The 15,770-nt window shown below is 71.6% G+C and carries 20 protein-coding genes; 12 read left to right on the top strand and 8 right to left on the bottom strand.

Translation table 11 applies throughout. The features are described from left to right. Positions 1 to 21 precede the first annotated feature (21 nt). The gene (locus tag M1D46_RS01170; protein WP_456286330.1) at positions 22 to 399 is read right to left on the bottom strand and encodes a hypothetical protein; all 378 of its coding nucleotides are present in this window, start codon (positions 397 to 399) and stop codon (positions 22 to 24) included. A gap of 127 nt (positions 400 to 526) precedes the next feature. On the opposite strand from M1D46_RS01170, the gene M1D46_RS01165 reads away from it, so the two are divergent. Both M1D46_RS01165 and M1D46_RS01160 read left to right on the top strand, forming a co-directional pair. After that, positions 527 to 2,020, top strand: coding sequence for a HAMP domain-containing sensor histidine kinase (locus M1D46_RS01165; protein ID WP_456286329.1), 1,494 nt, complete (start codon positions 527 to 529; stop codon positions 2,018 to 2,020). Continuing rightward, positions 1,995 to 2,660: a response regulator transcription factor gene (locus tag M1D46_RS01160; RefSeq protein ID WP_271173050.1), complete on the top strand. Its 666-nt coding sequence runs from the start codon at positions 1,995 to 1,997 to the stop codon at positions 2,658 to 2,660. Before M1D46_RS01165 ends, M1D46_RS01160 begins: the two co-directional genes overlap by 26 nt. Positions 2,661 to 2,664: 4 nt before the next feature. On the opposite strand, the gene M1D46_RS01155 is transcribed toward M1D46_RS01160, so the two are convergent. The 3 genes from M1D46_RS01155 to M1D46_RS01145 all read right to left on the bottom strand — a co-directional run bounded on the left by M1D46_RS01155 (position 2,665) and on the right by M1D46_RS01145 (position 5,003). Continuing rightward, positions 2,665 to 3,921 (bottom strand): glycosyltransferase, encoded by a 1,257-nt coding sequence (locus M1D46_RS01155; RefSeq protein ID WP_456286328.1) that lies wholly within the window; start codon positions 3,919 to 3,921, stop codon positions 2,665 to 2,667. Positions 3,922 to 4,014: 93 nt separating this feature from the next. Continuing rightward, complete coding sequence (locus tag M1D46_RS01150) at positions 4,015 to 4,674, bottom strand: cation transporter (protein WP_324013597.1); 660 nt, start codon at positions 4,672 to 4,674, stop codon at positions 4,015 to 4,017. Next, on the bottom strand, positions 4,674 to 5,003 hold the full coding sequence (locus M1D46_RS01145; RefSeq protein WP_324013598.1) for an ArsR/SmtB family transcription factor: 330 nt from the start codon (positions 5,001 to 5,003) through the stop codon (positions 4,674 to 4,676). The genes M1D46_RS01150 and M1D46_RS01145 overlap by 1 nt, the downstream gene beginning before the upstream one ends. A gap of 141 nt (positions 5,004 to 5,144) precedes the next feature. Here M1D46_RS01145 and M1D46_RS01140 point away from each other — a divergent pair, with 141 nt between their 5' ends. Further along, entirely contained in the window at positions 5,145 to 5,288 is a 144-nt protein-coding gene (locus M1D46_RS01140; RefSeq protein ID WP_271173049.1) for a hypothetical protein, read from the top strand. A 17-nt stretch (positions 5,289 to 5,305) separates the two neighbouring features. Here the strand turns inward: M1D46_RS01140 and M1D46_RS01135 are convergent, their stop codons facing one another. Next, complete coding sequence (locus M1D46_RS01135) at positions 5,306 to 5,932, bottom strand: HD domain-containing protein (protein ID WP_456286327.1); 627 nt, start codon at positions 5,930 to 5,932, stop codon at positions 5,306 to 5,308. Positions 5,933 to 6,086: 154 nt separating this feature from the next. Between M1D46_RS01135 and M1D46_RS01130 the strand changes: the two genes are divergently transcribed. From M1D46_RS01130 to M1D46_RS01105, 6 genes are all read left to right on the top strand, one after another. Further along, positions 6,087 to 6,836, top strand: a complete 750-nt coding sequence (locus M1D46_RS01130; protein WP_421075083.1) for a DeoR/GlpR family DNA-binding transcription regulator — start codon at positions 6,087 to 6,089, stop codon at positions 6,834 to 6,836. A gap of 180 nt (positions 6,837 to 7,016) precedes the next feature. Then, positions 7,017 to 8,549, top strand: a complete 1,533-nt coding sequence (locus tag M1D46_RS01125; RefSeq protein WP_456286326.1) for a sugar ABC transporter ATP-binding protein — start codon at positions 7,017 to 7,019, stop codon at positions 8,547 to 8,549. After that, complete coding sequence (locus M1D46_RS01120) at positions 8,546 to 9,544, top strand: ABC transporter permease (RefSeq protein ID WP_456286325.1); 999 nt, start codon at positions 8,546 to 8,548, stop codon at positions 9,542 to 9,544. The genes M1D46_RS01125 and M1D46_RS01120 overlap by 4 nt, the downstream gene beginning before the upstream one ends. Positions 9,545 to 9,625: 81 nt before the next feature. Next, positions 9,626 to 10,621 carry a sugar ABC transporter substrate-binding protein gene (locus tag M1D46_RS01115; RefSeq protein WP_456286324.1) on the top strand — a complete coding sequence of 332 codons (996 nt, stop codon included), beginning with the start codon at positions 9,626 to 9,628 and terminating at the stop codon, positions 10,619 to 10,621. Positions 10,622 to 10,717: 96 nt separating this feature from the next. Further along, positions 10,718 to 11,782: a 2-hydroxyacid dehydrogenase gene (locus tag M1D46_RS01110; protein WP_456286323.1), complete on the top strand. Its 1,065-nt coding sequence runs from the start codon at positions 10,718 to 10,720 to the stop codon at positions 11,780 to 11,782. Beyond that, complete coding sequence (locus M1D46_RS01105; protein WP_456286322.1) at positions 11,779 to 13,227, top strand: xylulokinase; 1,449 nt, start codon at positions 11,779 to 11,781, stop codon at positions 13,225 to 13,227. The genes M1D46_RS01110 and M1D46_RS01105 overlap by 4 nt, the downstream gene beginning before the upstream one ends. Here the strand turns inward: M1D46_RS01105 and M1D46_RS01100 are convergent, their stop codons facing one another. After that, a complete protein-coding gene (locus M1D46_RS01100; RefSeq protein ID WP_282978900.1) occupies positions 13,228 to 13,428 on the bottom strand; it encodes a hypothetical protein in 201 nt (66 codons plus the stop codon). Positions 13,429 to 13,676: 248 nt separating this feature from the next. Between M1D46_RS01100 and M1D46_RS01095 the strand changes: the two genes are divergently transcribed. From M1D46_RS01095 to M1D46_RS01085, 3 genes are read left to right on the top strand one after another with little or no spacing between them, the layout of a single operon-like run. Then, positions 13,677 to 13,889: a multidrug transporter gene (locus M1D46_RS01095; protein WP_456286321.1), complete on the top strand. Its 213-nt coding sequence runs from the start codon at positions 13,677 to 13,679 to the stop codon at positions 13,887 to 13,889. Between the two features lie 10 nt (positions 13,890 to 13,899). Beyond that, entirely contained in the window at positions 13,900 to 14,394 is a 495-nt protein-coding gene (locus tag M1D46_RS01090; RefSeq protein WP_456286320.1) for a SixA phosphatase family protein, read from the top strand. Then, complete coding sequence (locus tag M1D46_RS01085) at positions 14,394 to 14,774, top strand: YciI family protein (RefSeq protein WP_324013606.1); 381 nt, start codon at positions 14,394 to 14,396, stop codon at positions 14,772 to 14,774. The genes M1D46_RS01090 and M1D46_RS01085 overlap by 1 nt, the downstream gene beginning before the upstream one ends. 4 nt (positions 14,775 to 14,778) lie before the next feature. Here M1D46_RS01085 and M1D46_RS01080 read toward each other — a convergent pair whose 3' ends face one another. Then, a complete protein-coding gene (locus M1D46_RS01080; RefSeq protein WP_456286319.1) occupies positions 14,779 to 15,333 on the bottom strand; it encodes a Dps family protein in 555 nt (184 codons plus the stop codon). Positions 15,334 to 15,431: 98 nt separating this feature from the next. After that, positions 15,432 to 15,767, bottom strand: coding sequence for a winged helix-turn-helix transcriptional regulator (locus M1D46_RS01075; protein WP_282978894.1), 336 nt, complete (start codon positions 15,765 to 15,767; stop codon positions 15,432 to 15,434). Between the last annotated feature and the right edge of the window lie 3 nt (positions 15,768 to 15,770).

Raw genomic sequence — 15,770 nt, 5'->3', positions numbered from 1 at the left:
GCCCGAGGCGGGCCCGGTGGCTCAGTCGTCGTCGACGTCGTCCAGGTCGTCGTCCACGTCCACGTCCGTGTCGTCATCGACGTCGGTGTCGGGATCGTCATCGACCTCGACGGGGGGAGCCGGCGGCAGGTGCTCGGGCTCGGTCTGGGCCGGCGGCGCGGTCTGCTCGGGCGGTGCGGTCGTCGGCGTCGGCGTGGGCGTGGGCGTCGCTCCGCGCTGGTCCGAGCGGAGGTCGCGGCCGACGGCCCCGCCCGTGTAGTCGCCCGTGACCGCACCGCCGTCGAGGATCTGTCCGCCATCCGTTCGCTGCTCGAGCGCCTCCGACGCGACCACGATGCCGCCGGTGAGGGCGAGCAGGCCGATGCCGCCGATGACGGTGTACGCGATCGCCTTCCGCATCGTGGCTCCTCCCTCTCCCCTCCAGGATGCGCGCCTCGCCTAAACGGGTCGACAGCCGCACATGAGACAACCCTTATGGTCGCCGGATCCGAGCGGTCGCGCGCGCCCCGGCGACGATACTGGGACCGTGGCGGACGGGAACGGCGGACCGAGGCGGCGGCGCGTCGTCTCGGTGCGCGTGCGCCTCATCGCCGTCATCACCATCGTCGCGGCGCTCGGGATGGCCGCGGTCGGCCTCTCCGTGTACATCGTCGAGCAGGCCACGATCATGGCTCAGATCGACGACCGCCTCCGCGCGAACCTCGACTCCGCCCGCTTCATCGTGGCAGGGACACCGGAGGAGCCGCAGGCCTGGGAGTCGTCGCGCGAAGCCGCTGAGGACATCGTGCGGCGGATGAGCCCCGACGACAACACGGGGGTCGCGGGTGTCGTGGACGGCAAGGCGGCGTTCGTGCCCGGGGTGCCGCTCGACGTCGACCTCCGCAGCGCGCCCGGATTCATCCCGTTCGCGGTGCGGACGACCGCCGGGCGCGAGCCCGTGCTCGGGACGTACGCCGAGGAGGGCGTCGTCTGGCGCTTCCTCGCCACGCCTGTCGAGGTGCCCGGCGCCCCCGATGCCGAGAGCGTGCTCTTCGTCATGGCCTACGACGTCGAGGCCGAGCTGTCGGAGATCAACGGCCCGGCTCGGGTGTTCTTCGTCGCGGGCGGCATCGTGCTCGTCGTCATCGCGGGGGTCGGCACGGTCGCGGCCGGTCGTCTGCTGCGCCCGCTGCGGCGCATGCGCGAGACGGCGGAGCGCGTGTCGGCCCAGTCGCGCTCGGAGCGCCTGCCGATCGAGGGGCGTGACGACGTGTCGGAGCTCGCGGCGACGATGAACGCCATGCTGGATCGACTCGACGATGCGCTCGACTCGCAGCGGCAGCTGCTCAGCGATGTCGGCCACGAGCTGAAGACCCCGCTCACGATCGTGCGCGGGCACGTCGAGCTGATGGATCCCGCCGACCCCGACGACGTGCGCGAGACGCAGCAGCTCGCGGTCGACGAGCTCGACCGGATGAGCCGACTCGTGCAGGATCTGTCGTCCGCGGCGGCGCTCCACGGGCCATCCCCCGTCGCCCCCGAGCCGACCGACGCGGCGGATCTCGTCGCGCAGATCGTGCGCAAGGCCCAGGCGATCGAGGGCGCGGATGTCGCCGCCGGGCCGATCGCGGATGTCGTCGCACCGCTCGACGCGGCCCGCATCACCCAGGCCGTGCTCCAGCTGGCGCAGAACGCCGTGACGCACGGCGGAGGGCGCTTCGTGATCGGCAGCAATGTCGAGGAGGGCCGCCTCGCCCTGTGGGTGCGCGATTACGGCCCTGGCGTCCCGGACGACGAGAAGAAGGCCGTGTTCGAGCGCTTCCGACGCGGACGCGGACGCGAGCGCGCGGCAGGGAGCGGCCTCGGCCTCAACATCGTGCAGGTCATCGCGCGCGCCCACGGCGGCCGAGCTCGCGTGACGGACGCCCCGGGCGGCGGCGCGCTGTTCGCGATCCTCGTGCCGCTCGCGCCCGACGACGAGGACACACCGCCGCACTCGGACGGAAGGAGCCACCGTGGCATCGATTCTCATCGCCGATGACGAGCAGCGCATCGCGGGGTTCATCGAGAAGGGCCTGCGCGCCGCCGGCTTCGCGACCCGCGTCGCCGCCGACGGCGTCGAGGCGCTCGAGCTCGCGCAGACCGGCGAGTTCGACCTGCTCGTCCTCGACGTGAACATGCCGCGCATGAACGGCTTCGACGTGCTCGAGAACCTGCGCGGCTCGGGCTCGCGCATGCCGATCATCATGCTCACCGCGCGCACCGATCTGGGTGACACCGTCGCAGGGCTCGAGGGCGGGGCCGACGACTACATCGGCAAGCCGTTCCGCTTCGACGAGCTGCTCGCGCGCATCCGCCTCCGCATGCGCCGCGACGAGGAGGTCGCTCCCGCGGCGGGCGCCCTGCGTCATCGAGACCTCACACTCGATGTCCGCACCCGCCGCGCCGTCATCGACGGCGGGCCGTCCGTCGACCTCTCCGCGCGCGAGTACGCCCTCGCGGAGGAGCTCATCCGGCACGCCGGCCAGGTGCTGAGCCGCGAGCAGCTGCTGAGCCGGGTGTGGGGCTTCGACTTCGACCCCGGGTCGAACGTCGCCGACGTCTACATCGGCTACCTGCGCCAGAAGCTCGGGGCCGACCGCATCGAGACGGTCCGCGGTGCGGGCTACCGGCTCGTGTGAGCTCTCATCTCAGGGCCCGCTCCGCGGTGATCTCCTCGAGAGCGAGGATGGCGGCGCCGGTTCCGTCCTCTGCACGGATGAGCTCGCCGATCGCCTCTGCGCGGCTCGCCACCGCCGGCGAGCCGATGAGCTCCGCGAGGCGCGCCGCGAGCGCCTCTCCGGTGACCTTCCGCAGCGGAAGCGGCCGCGGGCCGAGTCCGAGCTGGTGGATGCGCGCGCCCCAGAACGGCTGGTCTCCGAGCACCGGGCAGACGAGCGTGGGGCGCCCCGCGCGCAGGCCGGCCGCGGTCGTTCCGGAGCCGCCGTGGTGGACGACCGCCGTCACACGGGGGAAGAGCCACGCATGCGGCACATCCTCGATCACCATGATGTCCTCCGACGCGCCGACCTCCACGCCGCCCCATCCGGTCGCGACGACCGCGCGGACGCCCACGCGGCGCACGGCGTCGAGCACGACGCGACCTCGTTCGGGCGCGTGGCGCCCGAAGCCCATGCTCCCGAACCCGATATAGACGACCGGGCCATCCGCTGCGAGGAACTCCTCGAGCTCCGGCGGCGGGGTCCCATCGCGATTGCGGTCGAACCACCATCCCGTGACGTGGGCCGAATCGGGGTAGTCGCGCGGGACAGGGACGACGTGCCGGCTGAACGGATAGAGCACGGGCACGGGGCGGCCGTCCGCCCCGTGGAGGTAGTCGCTGGTTCGGCTCATGCGACCGAGGCCCAGCTCCTCGGTGCGGAATCGGTTGATCATCCCGCCGTACGCGATGCCGGTGAAGCGGTTGAACGCGTAGGTCGCCCGGTTGAGCGCGGGCGGAAGGCCGCGCGACAGGAACGGGATGGGGAAGTCGCGCGTCGGGGTGAGAAACGGAAGCGGCAGCGAGGCGACGAAGGGGACGCCGAGACGCTCCGCGATGTGAAGCCCCCCGAGTGCCTTCGGATGCGACACCATCACGGTGGGCGCCGCCTCCTGTGCGGCCGTCCACTGCTCGCTCAGCGAGGTGCGCATCGCCGCCGACATGCGCCGTGCCAGGCCGAGCGCCTCGCGCGGGCCGCCGATCCCGGACATCCCCTCCCGCATGACCTCGTGCATCGCCGTGCACACGGGGGCGAACTCCGCTCCAGTACCTTCGACGGTCGGACGGTAGGCCTCGGGCGCCGCGAGCACGGCCGAATGGCCCTCGGCCACGAGCCTCCTGGCGAGTGCGACGTACGGCTCGACGTCGCCGCGGGTGCCGTATGTCGAGATGAGCGCTCGCATGTCGCTGCCTTCCGGGACGAACGGTATCGATCGCCGACCAGGCTTCCACTCCGGGGGAAACCGTACTCGGTTCCGAGGCGCGATGCCAGGCCCTCACCCGTCGTGTTCGTCGTGCTCGAGGACCATCCCGACCGCGGTCGCGCACGCGTCTCCGCGCCAGGCCTCGACGCCCTCCCGGATGGCGAAGGCCGCGATGACGAGACCGGCAGCCGCATCGGCCCACCACCATCCGAGGAGGCTGTTCAGAAGCAGGCCCGCCAGCACGGACGCCGACAGGCAGGCGCAGATGAGGGTCTGGCGCGAGTCCGCGACCGCGGTCGCCGAGCCGAGCTCCCGCCCAGCGCGGCGCTCGGCCGCGGAGAGGAGCGGCATCGTCACCGCGCTCGCGGCCGTCAGGACGATGCCCACCGGACTGTGGTCGGGGACATCGCCGTTCGCGAGCGCGAGCGTCGCGCTCGCTGCGACGTAGATCGCGAGCGCGAAGAACGCGATGGCGATCACGCGCAGCGTCGGCTTCTCCCAGCGGTCCGGGTCGCGTCGCGTGAACTGCCAGGCGACGGCCGCCGCGGAGAGCACCTCGATCGTCGAGTCGAGCCCGAAGCCGATGAGCGCCGCCGAGGACGCGGCGCCTCCGGCGATCAGCGCGATGACGGCCTCGACGAGGTTGTAGGCGATGGTCGCGGCGACGATCATTCGGATGCGTCGGTGCAGGACGGCGCGCCGCGCGGCCCCCGTGGCCGGCGTACCCGGCATCAGCAGGTGCACCCCTCGCTCGCGCAGCAGTCCGGTTCCACGACGAGCGCGACGCGGAGGAGCTCGTCGAGCGCGGGAGCGAGGTGCGGATCGGCGAGACGGTAGAGGCTGCGGCGCCCATCCGGCGTCGATTCGACGAGCCCGCAGCCGCGCAGGCAGGCGAGGTGGTTCGACATCGCCTGCTTCGAGACGCCGAGCGATTCCGCGAGATCTCCCGGGTGCGCGGACGCGGTGCGCAGTGCGAGGAGGACGCCCGCCCGCGTCGGGTCGGACAGCGCGTGCCCGAGGCGAGCGAGTGCCGCGGTATGTGTCAGGGTCGCGGTGAGCATGGGGCGATAGTACAGGAAACGGTGTACTATCGCCTCCCCGTCGCGTGCGCTCCGGCTGTCAACCCCTCGCCCCGGGGTCGCGGTCGGCGTACCGTGGCGCGCAGCCGGACGCGATCCGGGGAGATGTCGCGGAGGAATCCCATGAGCGATGGCGGACAGCACAACACGCAAGGCGTTCCCGACGAGAACGCCGAAGCCGACACGGCATCGGGCGGCGCGCCCGAGGAGCCGGACGAAGGCGACGACTTCTCCGAGGCCTCCGACGAGGAGCCCTCGGGCGAGTGATCGACCTGGTCGCGCCGCTACGCGGAGCCGTTCGGCGCGACCAGGCGCTCCCACGTGCGAGCGCCGGCGTCGATCCGACCTGACGCGTCGAGTCTGCGCGCCGACGAGGTCGGCTTCCGCTCGGCCTGATCGTGGATGCGCTGCGCGAAGTCCGTCGAGAAGGCGCCTCGCGGCAGGTGCGACTCCACCGCGACGAGCAGCGCGGCATCCCACTTCTCCGGGGCGACGCCCGAGACGTCGAGGCTCGTGGCGACCTCGAGGAGGTGCGATTCGGCGTCCTCGTCCGGATCGACCGCCGTCCACATGTGCCGCACGATGATCTCCTGGACGCGGTCCCTGCGGGCGCGCGGCCATCCTGCGCCGGCGGCGAAGGCCCATCCCGCCGCTCCGCCCGCCGCCTCGAACGGGACGACGTCGGCGTCGAACTCCGCGACGAGCCCGAGGTCGTGCAGCATCGTCGCGACGTACAGCAGCTCGGCGTCGTAGGTCAGGCCCAGCGCGTCGCCGAGCATCGATGCCCACACCCATGAGCGCAGGCAGTGCCGCACGAGCTCGGGCGGCGACCAGGCCTCGAGCACCTCGCGGGCACGTGCGGCGACGGGAGTGGGCGGCGCGATGAGCGCGTCGATCTGTGCGGGCGACATGGGGTCCTCTCGGTCTCGCCTCCACTCTCGCGAGCGGATGACGCGGCTCGTGAGGCGATTCCGGTCAGCATCCGGAGGAATCGCGTCAGCAACGGCGCGACGCGATCTCACAGGTTCTCACATGCTCGCGCATCCTCCTGCCTAGAATGAGCGCATGAGCTCCCTGGCCGCAGAAGAGCGCCGCAGCTGGCTGCTGGCGCAGCTGCGCGCCACCAAGACGGTGTCCCTCGTCGAGGCGTCGTCCGCGCTCGAGGTCAGCGAGATGACCGTGCGGCGTGACCTGGACCACCTCGAGCGGTCAGGCCTCGTGCGCCGCGTGCGCGGCGGCGCGGTCTACAGCGGGCCGGTGAGCTTCCAGGGGCGCGAGCGGTCGTACGCCGAGGAGAAGCGGATCATCGCCGAGAAGCTCCTCCCGCTCGTTCCCGAGCGCGGCGTCGTCGCGTTCGACTCGTCCACGACCATCCACCGCCTCGCCCAGATGCTCCCCGAGCCCGAGGATCTCACGGTCGTCACGAACGGCCTGCTGACCTTCCAGGTGCTCCAGGATCGTCCCGGCGTGACGGCCATCCTGACGGGCGGCGCCGCGGACCGCCGATCGGACTCGCTCGTCGGGCCGGTCGCGACGGCCTGCCTGGAGGGCATGCGGTTCCAGGGCTTCTTCGCGTCGGCCGCCGCGGTCGACGAGCTCGCCTGCTACGAGGACACCCTCGAGGAGGCCGACGTCAAGCGCGCGTTCGCGCGGTCGTCGGCCCGCGTGTTCATCGGCGCGAACCTCGCCAAGCTCGGCGGGAACGCGACCGCCGCCGCGGTCACGCTCGATCGCGTGAGCGTCTTCGCGACCGAGCTCGACCCCGCGGACGTCCGCGTGGCCGGCTATCGCGGGGTCGTCTCCGAGCTCCGCTGAGCCCCGGCGCTCCCGCGCCTCCGGTCGACCGGCTCCCGCGTCTGCCGTTCCACGCGCCGCAGTGCCGGTGATGCATGTCTCGGCCAGGTAACAAGATCTCCCAACTCTTGACAAGATCTAACATCCTCGAACAGGATGTATCCGATTCACCCGATCAGTCACGAAGGAGTGGTGGTCACCATGACCGACGCCGATCTCGCAGCGCCGCGCGGCGCCCAGGAGCGCGACACGGCCTTCCTGCGCGCCACGGGCATCCGCAAGCACTACCCCGGCGTCGCCGCGCTCGACGGGGTGGACCTCGAGCTGCGTCGCGGCGAGGTGCACGCGATCGTCGGCGAGAACGGCGCCGGTAAGTCGACGCTCATCAAGATCCTCGCGGGGGCCGTCGAGCCGACGGAGGGCACGATCGCCGTCGACGGCGAGACCCACACGCGGCTCACCCCTGCGCTGGCCCGCGAGCTCGGCGTCGCCGTGATCTACCAGGAGTTCACGCTCGTCCCGACACTGAGCGCGGCCGACAACGTCTTCCTCGGCGAGTACCTCACCCGAGGCCCCGTCCTCGACCGCAAGCGCATGGACGCCCGCGCGGCCGAGCTCTTCGCTCGCCTGGGGGTCCGCATCTCGCCCCGTGCGCTCGTCGAGACCCTCACGACCGGGTACCAGCAGGTCGTCGAGATCGCCAAGGCGCTCTCGAAGGACGCGCGCCTGCTCATCATGGACGAGCCGTCGGCGCCCCTGACCTCCGCGGAGGTCGAGGCGATGTACCGCGTGGTCGACGCGCTCAAGGCGCAGGGCATGACGATCGTCTACATCTCGCACCGCATGGACGAGATCTTCCGCCTCTCCGACCGCGTCACGGTGCTCCGCGACGGCAAGCACGTCGCGACGCTCGACACGGCGGAGACATCCCGGCGCGAGCTCATCACCCTCATGGTCGGGCGAGAGCTCAGCGAGGCGTACCCCGACCGCGACGTCGAGCCCGGCGAGGTGTCGCTCACGGTGCAGGGCCTGACCGGCAACGGCGTCCGCGACATCTCGTTCGAGGCCCGCCGCGGCGAGGTGCTCGGGTTCGCGGGCCTCATCGGCGCGGGGCGGACCGAGCTCATGGAGCTCATCTTCGGAAGCGTCCGCGCGCACGGAGGCTCGGTCCGACTGCACGGGAGGGCCGCCGAGGCGAAGACGCCGATCGCCGCCATCCGGAACGGCTTCGCGCTCGTCCCCGAGGATCGCAAGCGCCACGGCGTGGTGCTCGACTTCACGATCAAGGAGAACATCTCGCTGCCCGTCCTCAAGGGGATGTCGCGGTTCGGCGTCATCCCGCGAGCGCGCGAGGCGAAGCTGGCGGCGACCTACATGGAGAGCCTGCGCATCAAGGCGCCGAGCTCGCGCGAGCGCGTCGGCAACCTCAGCGGCGGCAACCAGCAGAAGGTCGTGCTCGCGAAGTGGCTCGCCACCGAGCCGGAGGTGCTCATCTTCGACGAGCCCACGCGCGGCATCGACGTGGGCGCCCGCCACGAGATCTACCAGATCATGAACCGCCTCGCGGCGGAGGGGAAGACCATCCTCATGATCTCGTCCGACATGGAGGAGCTCATCGGGATGTCCGATCGGGTCGTCGTCCTCCAGGAGGGCGTCCAGCAGGGGACCCTCCGCCGTCACGAGATCACCCAGGAAGCGATCATGGCCCTCGCGGCCGAAGGAGAAGCAGCATGATGAGCAGATTCATCCCGCGGGTGAAGGACCTCGGCATCGTCCTCGTCCTCGTCGTCCTCGTCATCGCCTTCAGCGTGATGGCGCCGTCGTTCCTCGACCCCTCGAACCTCTTCAACATCGCGCGACAGATCGCCACACTCGGCATCTGCGCGGTCGGGTTCGCCTTCGTCCTCATCACGGGCGGCATCGACCTCTCGGTCGGCTACCAGATCTCGCTCTACGTCGTCGTATGCGGGATGCTCATGGCCGAATCCGGGCTGCCCTGGTACCTCGCGGTGCTCGTGGTCCTCGTCCTCGGGACGTGCATCGGCGTCCTCAACGGACTCATCATCACGCTCACGGGCGTCGCGCCCCTGATCGTCACGCTGTCGATGATGACCGTGCTCAACGGCGCCAGCTACCTCCTGTCGCGGGGCCTGCCGATCTTCGGCTTCCCCGCCGACTTCGCGATCCTCGGACAGGGGGCCGTGCTGGGCGTTCCGGTCTCGCTCATCGTGCTCATCGCCGTGTGGGCGGTCGGCATCTTCATCCTCAACAAGACCTACGTCGGCCGCTACTTCTACGCGATCGGCAACAACCCCGAGGCCGCACGTCTCTCGGGCGTCAACACCAAGGCCACGCTCATCCTCGTGTACGCCCTGTGCGGGTTCTTCACGGCGATCGGCGCGGTGCTGCTGCTCTCCCGCCTGAGCTCCGCCCAGTCGGCGACGGGCGCAGGCTTCGAGTTCAGCGTGCTCACCGCGTGCGTGCTCGGCGGCGTGAGCGTCATGGGCGGCCGCGGCTCGCTCTTCGGGGCGTTCGTCGGCGTGCTCATCGTGGGCGTGCTCGACAACGGCCTCGTCCTGCTGAACGTGAGCGAGTACATCCAGCTCGTCATCAAGGGCGTCATCCTCCTCGCCGCCGTGATCTACGACGCGATGTCGAAGACCTCCGGCGGCCGCAGGAAGCAGATCGGCGGCGTCGCCATCGCTCCGGCCGGGCAGAACGCCGGCTGATCCCTCCGCCGGGGAGCGCCCCGGCCATCCGACCCTTCGCCGACGACGCGGACGTCGCCGGCAGCACCCGAAAGGAACCCCATGAAGAAGACCCGCGCACTGGCCGCGATCGGCGCCGTCGGCGCCGTCGCCCTCTCGCTCGCCGCCTGCACGACGGTCGGCCCCGACGGCACCCCGGCGGCGGACGGCGACGACGGCAGCTACACGGTCGGCGTCACCTTCTCCGACCTCAGCAACCCGGTCTGGGCCGAGCTCGTCGAGGAGGCGACCGCGTACGGCTCCGAGCAGGGCCTGAGCGTCAACTACGTCGATGCACGCGGCGACTCCGCGCAGCAGGTCACGCAGATCGAGAACTTCATCCAGCAGGGCGTCGACGCGATCATCATCTGCGCCGTCGAGTCGAACGCGCTGTCGGCTGTCACCGCCCGCGCCCAGGAGGCCGGCATCAAGGTCGTCGGCTACACGCAGGTGCTCGAGAACTACGACGCGCAGTACCTCGTCGACGCCTACAAGACCGGCTACGCCAACGGCGAGGCCGCGGCCGAGTGGATCAACGAGAACTACGGCGACGAGCCCGTCGTCGAGTGGGCGCTCATGGATCTGCCGATGTTCCCCGAGATCATCGACCGCGCCAACGGCATCAAGGACGCCATCGCCGAGCTGGCTCCGCAGGCCGAGCTCGTGGCGACGGCACCCGCTCTGACGGCGGAGGAGGGCGTCGCGAACGCCGAGAACTTCCTGCAGGCGAACCCTGACCTCAAGGTCATCGCGACGATCGGCGGCGGCGGCGCGGTCGGCGGCAACGAGGGCGTGAAGTCGGCCGGTGTGACCGACTACGACGCGTTCGGACTCTTCGGCATCGACGCGACCGAGAACGAGATCCAGAACATCATCAACGGCGACCCGCAGAAGGCGTCGGTCAGTCTCGGCGGCGGGAAGGCGCACGGCCGGACGCTCGTCGACATCACGGTCGACCTGCTCGAGGGCGAGGACGTCGAGAAGGACCAGTACATGCCGATCGAGGTCATCGACTCCTCGAACGCGCAGGAGTACTACGACGAGATCTTCGGCGACTGATGCCCCTCGGGGAGGTGCGGCGCGCGGCGCCGCACCTCCCCGCACAGACCGCGCGACGGGCCGGATGGCCGCGGTGCGCGCACGGAAGGACGAGACATGACCCGCATTCTTGCCGCCGGCGACCGGTTCATCCGGTCCGCGCGACTCCGCGACGCCGTCGCCCGCGTCGTGCCGGACGATGTGGACATCCGCGAGATCGAGTTCCCCTGGCCGGATGAGCCGTTCGGCTCGGTCGCGGAGGTCGACGAGGCGTCGGGCACCGAGGACGAGCTCATCCAGGCGCTCGAGGGCGTCACAGCGATCGTGACCCAGCTCGCGCCCCTCACCGACCGCGTGCTGCGGGCTCGGCCCGAGCTGCGGCTCATCGCGGTCTCGCGCGGCGGACCCACGAACGTGAACCTCGACGCCGCGCGCGAGCTCGGCGTTCGCGTGGCCAACGTCCCGGGTCGCAACGGCATCGCGACGGCCGAGATGACGCTCGGGCTCTCATTCGCGCTCCTGCGGCGCATCCCCCTTGCCCACGACAGCATGCTCGCGGGCGAGTGGCGGGGCGACCTTTACCGCTCCGACGCGATCGGGGGCGAGATCTCAGGCGCGACGATCGGGCTCCTCGGCGCGGGGATGGTCGGCGGCCACGTCGCGAAGGTCTTCCACGCGATGGGCGCGCGCGTGCTCGTGTTCGACCCCTACCTCCGCGCGTCGGCGCTGGATGGCATCATCGAGCGCGTGGACGACGCCGACGAGCTCTTTCGCCGCAGCGATCTCGTCTCGGTGCACGCCCGTCTCACCCCGGAGACCCGGCACCTGGTCGACGAGCGTCGCATCGGACTCATGCGGCAGGGCGCTCTGCTCGTGAACGCCGCCCGCGGCGGCCTCGTCGACTACGACGCCGTCGCCCGTGCGATCGACAGCGGCCATCTCGGCGGCGCCGCGTTCGACGTGTACCCCGAGGAGCCGGTCGACTTCGGGCACCGCCTGTTCGCACTCGCTCGCGAGGGGCGCGATCTCGTGCTCACGCCGCACATCGCGGGCGCGAGCCGTGAGACCGCCGAGCGCGCCGCGACGGGCGTCGCGGAGGAGGTCCGCCGCTTCCTCGCCGGCGAGCCCGCCCTCCATCCGCTCGTCGAGGGCGAGGCGCCGTTCGCGCGGAGCGCGCCGTGACCGGAGCGCTCGTCGGGATCGACGTCGGGACGAGCTCGGTCAAGGTCGTCGTGATCGACGCCGCCGGTCGCCGGGTCGCCGACACGGCGGTGCGATACCCGACCTCGACCCACGGGACGGGCGCCGAGCAGGACGCGGCGACGTGGTGGAGGGCGGTCGGAGAGGCGGCCCGGCACGCGGTGGCCGGCGCTCCTGTCCTCGCGGTCGCGGTGACCTCGCAGGCGCCGACCCTCGTTCCCGTCGACGAGAACGGCGCCCCCACGGCGCCGGCCCTCACGTGGCTCGATCGACGCGCCGTCGACGAGGCCGCCCGCATCGCGGACATCGTCCCCGAGTCCCGCAACGGGAAGGACCCGTTCTTCGGCACCGCCAAGCTGCCCTGGATGGCCGCTCACCGGGCTTCGGCCCTCGAGCGCTCACAGCACGTGCTCTCGGCCAACGGCTTCGTCGTGCGGCAGCTGACGGGGCGCGCCGTCCTCGACGACACGACCGCGTCCCTCATGCAGGGGTTCGACGACGCGTCGAGCCGCTTCCCCGACGCGCTCCTCGCGGCGGAGCCGTCGCTCCGGCTGCTCCCGGAGATCGTGCCCGCGCTGTCGGTCGTCGGCACGGTCACCGCGTCGGCCGCGGCCGCGACGAGCATCCCGGAGGGGACCCCGGTCGTCGCCGGCGGGATCGACGCCATCGGCTCGGCACTGGAGGCGGGGTGCCTCGCTCCGGGCGACCCGCTCGTCGACATGACCGGGTTCTCGAGCGTGACGATCCTCGCCGTCCCGCGCGGCACGCGCGTTCCCGGATTCATCCACTCGCGGCACTGCGTGGCCGACGTGGACCTGCTCATCACCGCTCAGGTGACCGCCGGCGCCACGATCGACTGGGTCAACGGGCTCGACGGGGCGCGCGATCTGCGCGACGAGACCGCGCTGCTCGCTCGGCCCCGTCCTGGCCGCCTGACGATGGTTCCGAGCCTCGCGGGGGAGCGCACCCCGCGCTGGAATCCCGAGGCCCGCGGCATCATCGACGGCATCGACCTCGCGACCGACGGCACCGATCTCATGCTCGCCGCGATGGAGGGCAACGCCCTCGCCATGGCGCAGGACGTCCAGGTCCTGCGCGACCACGGGTTCTCCGTCGACCGCGTGATCAGCACGGGCGGCGGCGCCGCATCGCTCGCATGGCTCACGATCAAGGCCGATGTGCTCGGCGTGCCGGTCGTGCGCCCCGACAGCGGTCACGGCGCGGCGCAGGGCGCCGCGGCGATGGCGGGATGGGCCGTCGGCCACTTCGCGACGGCGGACGAGGTCCGCGCGCTGAGCGGCTCGGCCGACGTCACGGTGCAGCCCGATCCCGCGCACACGGAGGCGTACACGGTCGCGGCGACCCGCTACGCGCGACTCGTCGAGCTCAACGCCGACCGCCCGCGGATCGCATCCCCCGACGTGTGATCACCCCCGGTCGACCGCGGCCATCGCCTCCGCGAGCTCGGAGAACGCGCCGACGCGCTCGGAATGAGCGTCGAAGGCGACGAAGCGGCCATCCGGCCCCTTCTCCACGAAGCCCATGAACATTCCGTCTCGATTCGCGACGTGGAGTCCCTTCTGGACGCGGCTCCAGGTCGTGTGCGTGCCGTGATCGGCGATGGTCATCGCTGTGTCTCCTTCTCTCACCGGTGCGCACGGAGAGTGCTCCGGCAACGCGGTCGTCGTTGACCGCCTCACGACTCTATGCGCGACCTCCGACAGGCGGAGGAGGGTTGTGGACGCGCGGCCGGGGTGGTATTCACACGCTCCCGCGCCTGCTCGAGAGCGAGGCGGTCGCACCCGCGCAAGGGGGAGACAGCGGGCGGTCTCATCGCCTAGCGTCGGCGGAGCAGGCCACGATCGGAGGAGGCGCCATGGGACAGGACGAGATGACCGATGAGGAGAAGCGCCGCGACCAGCTCACGTCGGCGCCCGACGCGACCGAGGAGGACGCGAAGCCGCGCATCGAGGTCACCCGTCGCGAGGGCGTGACCCGCATCGACGTCGCGGAGGACGCCGCCGTGCGCCCCGGCTTCGGCGAGCCGGGCGAGGCGACGGACGCGCAGGAGGGCGGCGACCGCGCGTAGCATGCCGAGCATGCTGCGCCTCCTGCTCCTGCGCCACGCGAAGTCCGACTGGCCCGAGGGGGTCGACGACGTCGACCGCCCGCTGACGCCGCGCGGCGCAGCCCAGGCGCGCGACGTCGGCGCGTACATGCAGGAGTACGGGCTCATCCCTGACCGCGCGGTGGTCTCGATCGCCCAGCGCACGCGCGAGACGTGGGCGGGCGTCGCGTCGCCGTGGCAGGAGGCGCCGCCCGTGCAGTTCGACGACGACGTCTACGCGGCGTCCGCGCGGCGGCTGCTCCAGGTCGTCCGCGAGCAGGGCGGCGACGCGCGCTCGCTCCTGCTCGTCGGGCACAATCCGGGCGTCCACGATCTCGTCGCGACGCTCGCGGCAGAGCGCGACCGCGTCCCGCTCGCGTACCCCACCGCGACGCTCGCGGTGCTCGAGCTGCCGGTCGACGGATGGCCCGAGGTCGACGCCGGGACGGCGCGCGTCGAGCGCGTCGTGGTCAAGGGCTCGGACTGATGTCGGACCCGAACATCCCTGACGCGTTCGACGTCTTCACCGTGGTTCTCCTGCGGCGCCCCGCGGATGCGCCGGAGATGACCGAGGACGAACTCGACGCACTGCAGGCCCGCCACCTCGCCTACCGGGCACAGCTCGCACGCGACGGCGCGACGGTCGCGAACGGCCCGTTCCTCGCGCAGAGCGACGAGACCCTGCGCGGGATGTCGGTCTTCGCGCGCTCGCCGGAGGAGGCCGCGCGGCTGTCCGCCGCCGATCCGTCCGTCATCGCGGGGCGGCTGTCGTTCGAGGTCGTCGAATGGTGGGTCGCCGCAGGCTCGATCGCGTTCCCGAACGCGACCGAGCCCGTCGGCGACCGGAGGCCTCTGCCCGCCGACTGATCCGTCAGCTCGCGCGCGGCGTGCGGTTCTCGGCGCTGACCATCCAGGACAGCTGCTCGAGCCGCTCGAGCACGGCGTGGAGGATGTCGGCAGTCGTCGGGTCCTCCTCGTCGACCGCGTCGTGCACCTCGCGGCACGTCTGGCAGACGGCGTCGAGGCGCTCCGTGATGAGGTCGATGACCTCGGTCGTGGCGATCTCGCCCTGCGGGAACTCCGGGAGCGACGTCCTCTCGGCGACGGTGTCGCTGCGGCCGTCGGGGAGCGCGTGCAGCGCGCGCATGCGCTCGGCGATCGTGTCGGCGAACTCGCGCGCCGCGGCGATGATCTCGTCGAGCTGGAGGTGGGTGTCGCGGAAGTTGGTGCCGACGACGTTCCAGTGCGCCTGCTTGCCCTGCAGCGACAGCTCGATGAGGTCGACGAGCACGGACTGCATGTGCCCGCTGAGCTGCTCGGACGCGGTGAACCCCTTCTCGGCGTTCTGCTCATCCGTCAGCTCGGCTCCCGAGCGGGCGGGGCGGCGGCGGTTCTTCGGGGCGGACTGCTGCTTCTTCTCGGCCATCGTGTTCCCTTCCGTGTGCCTGGGCCCAGGCTACGGAGCGCACGGCGGGCTGTCGCGGCCTTGTCGGGGGCGCCCGCTCGTGTTACCGGTGCGGTGGGTCACGGTGCGGCGCGCAGATGCGCGGAGGCCCACTCGCCGAGCTGCTCGAGCACCGGGATGAGCGCCTCGCCGGCCGGTGTCAGCGTGTAGACGACCGAAACCGGAGGGCCGGCATGCACCTCGCGCGAGACGAGGTCGACCGCAGCGAGCTCGGCGAGGCGGTCGGAGAGGACGGCGTCGCTGATGCCCGCCACTCCGCGCCGCAGCGCCACGAAGGAGAGGGGGCCGCTGCTGAGCGTGTCGACGATCATGCCGTTCCAGCGCTTGCCGAGCACCGAGAACGCGAGCGAGACGGCGGCGTCGCACGCCGGTCCGCCGTGCTCGATCTCCGCCATGCA

The sequence above is a fragment of the Microbacterium sp. JZ70 genome (assembly GCF_053903225.1).
Note: the sequence above shows the minus strand (reverse complement) of the source record. Positions and strands in the feature narration are given on the sequence as shown.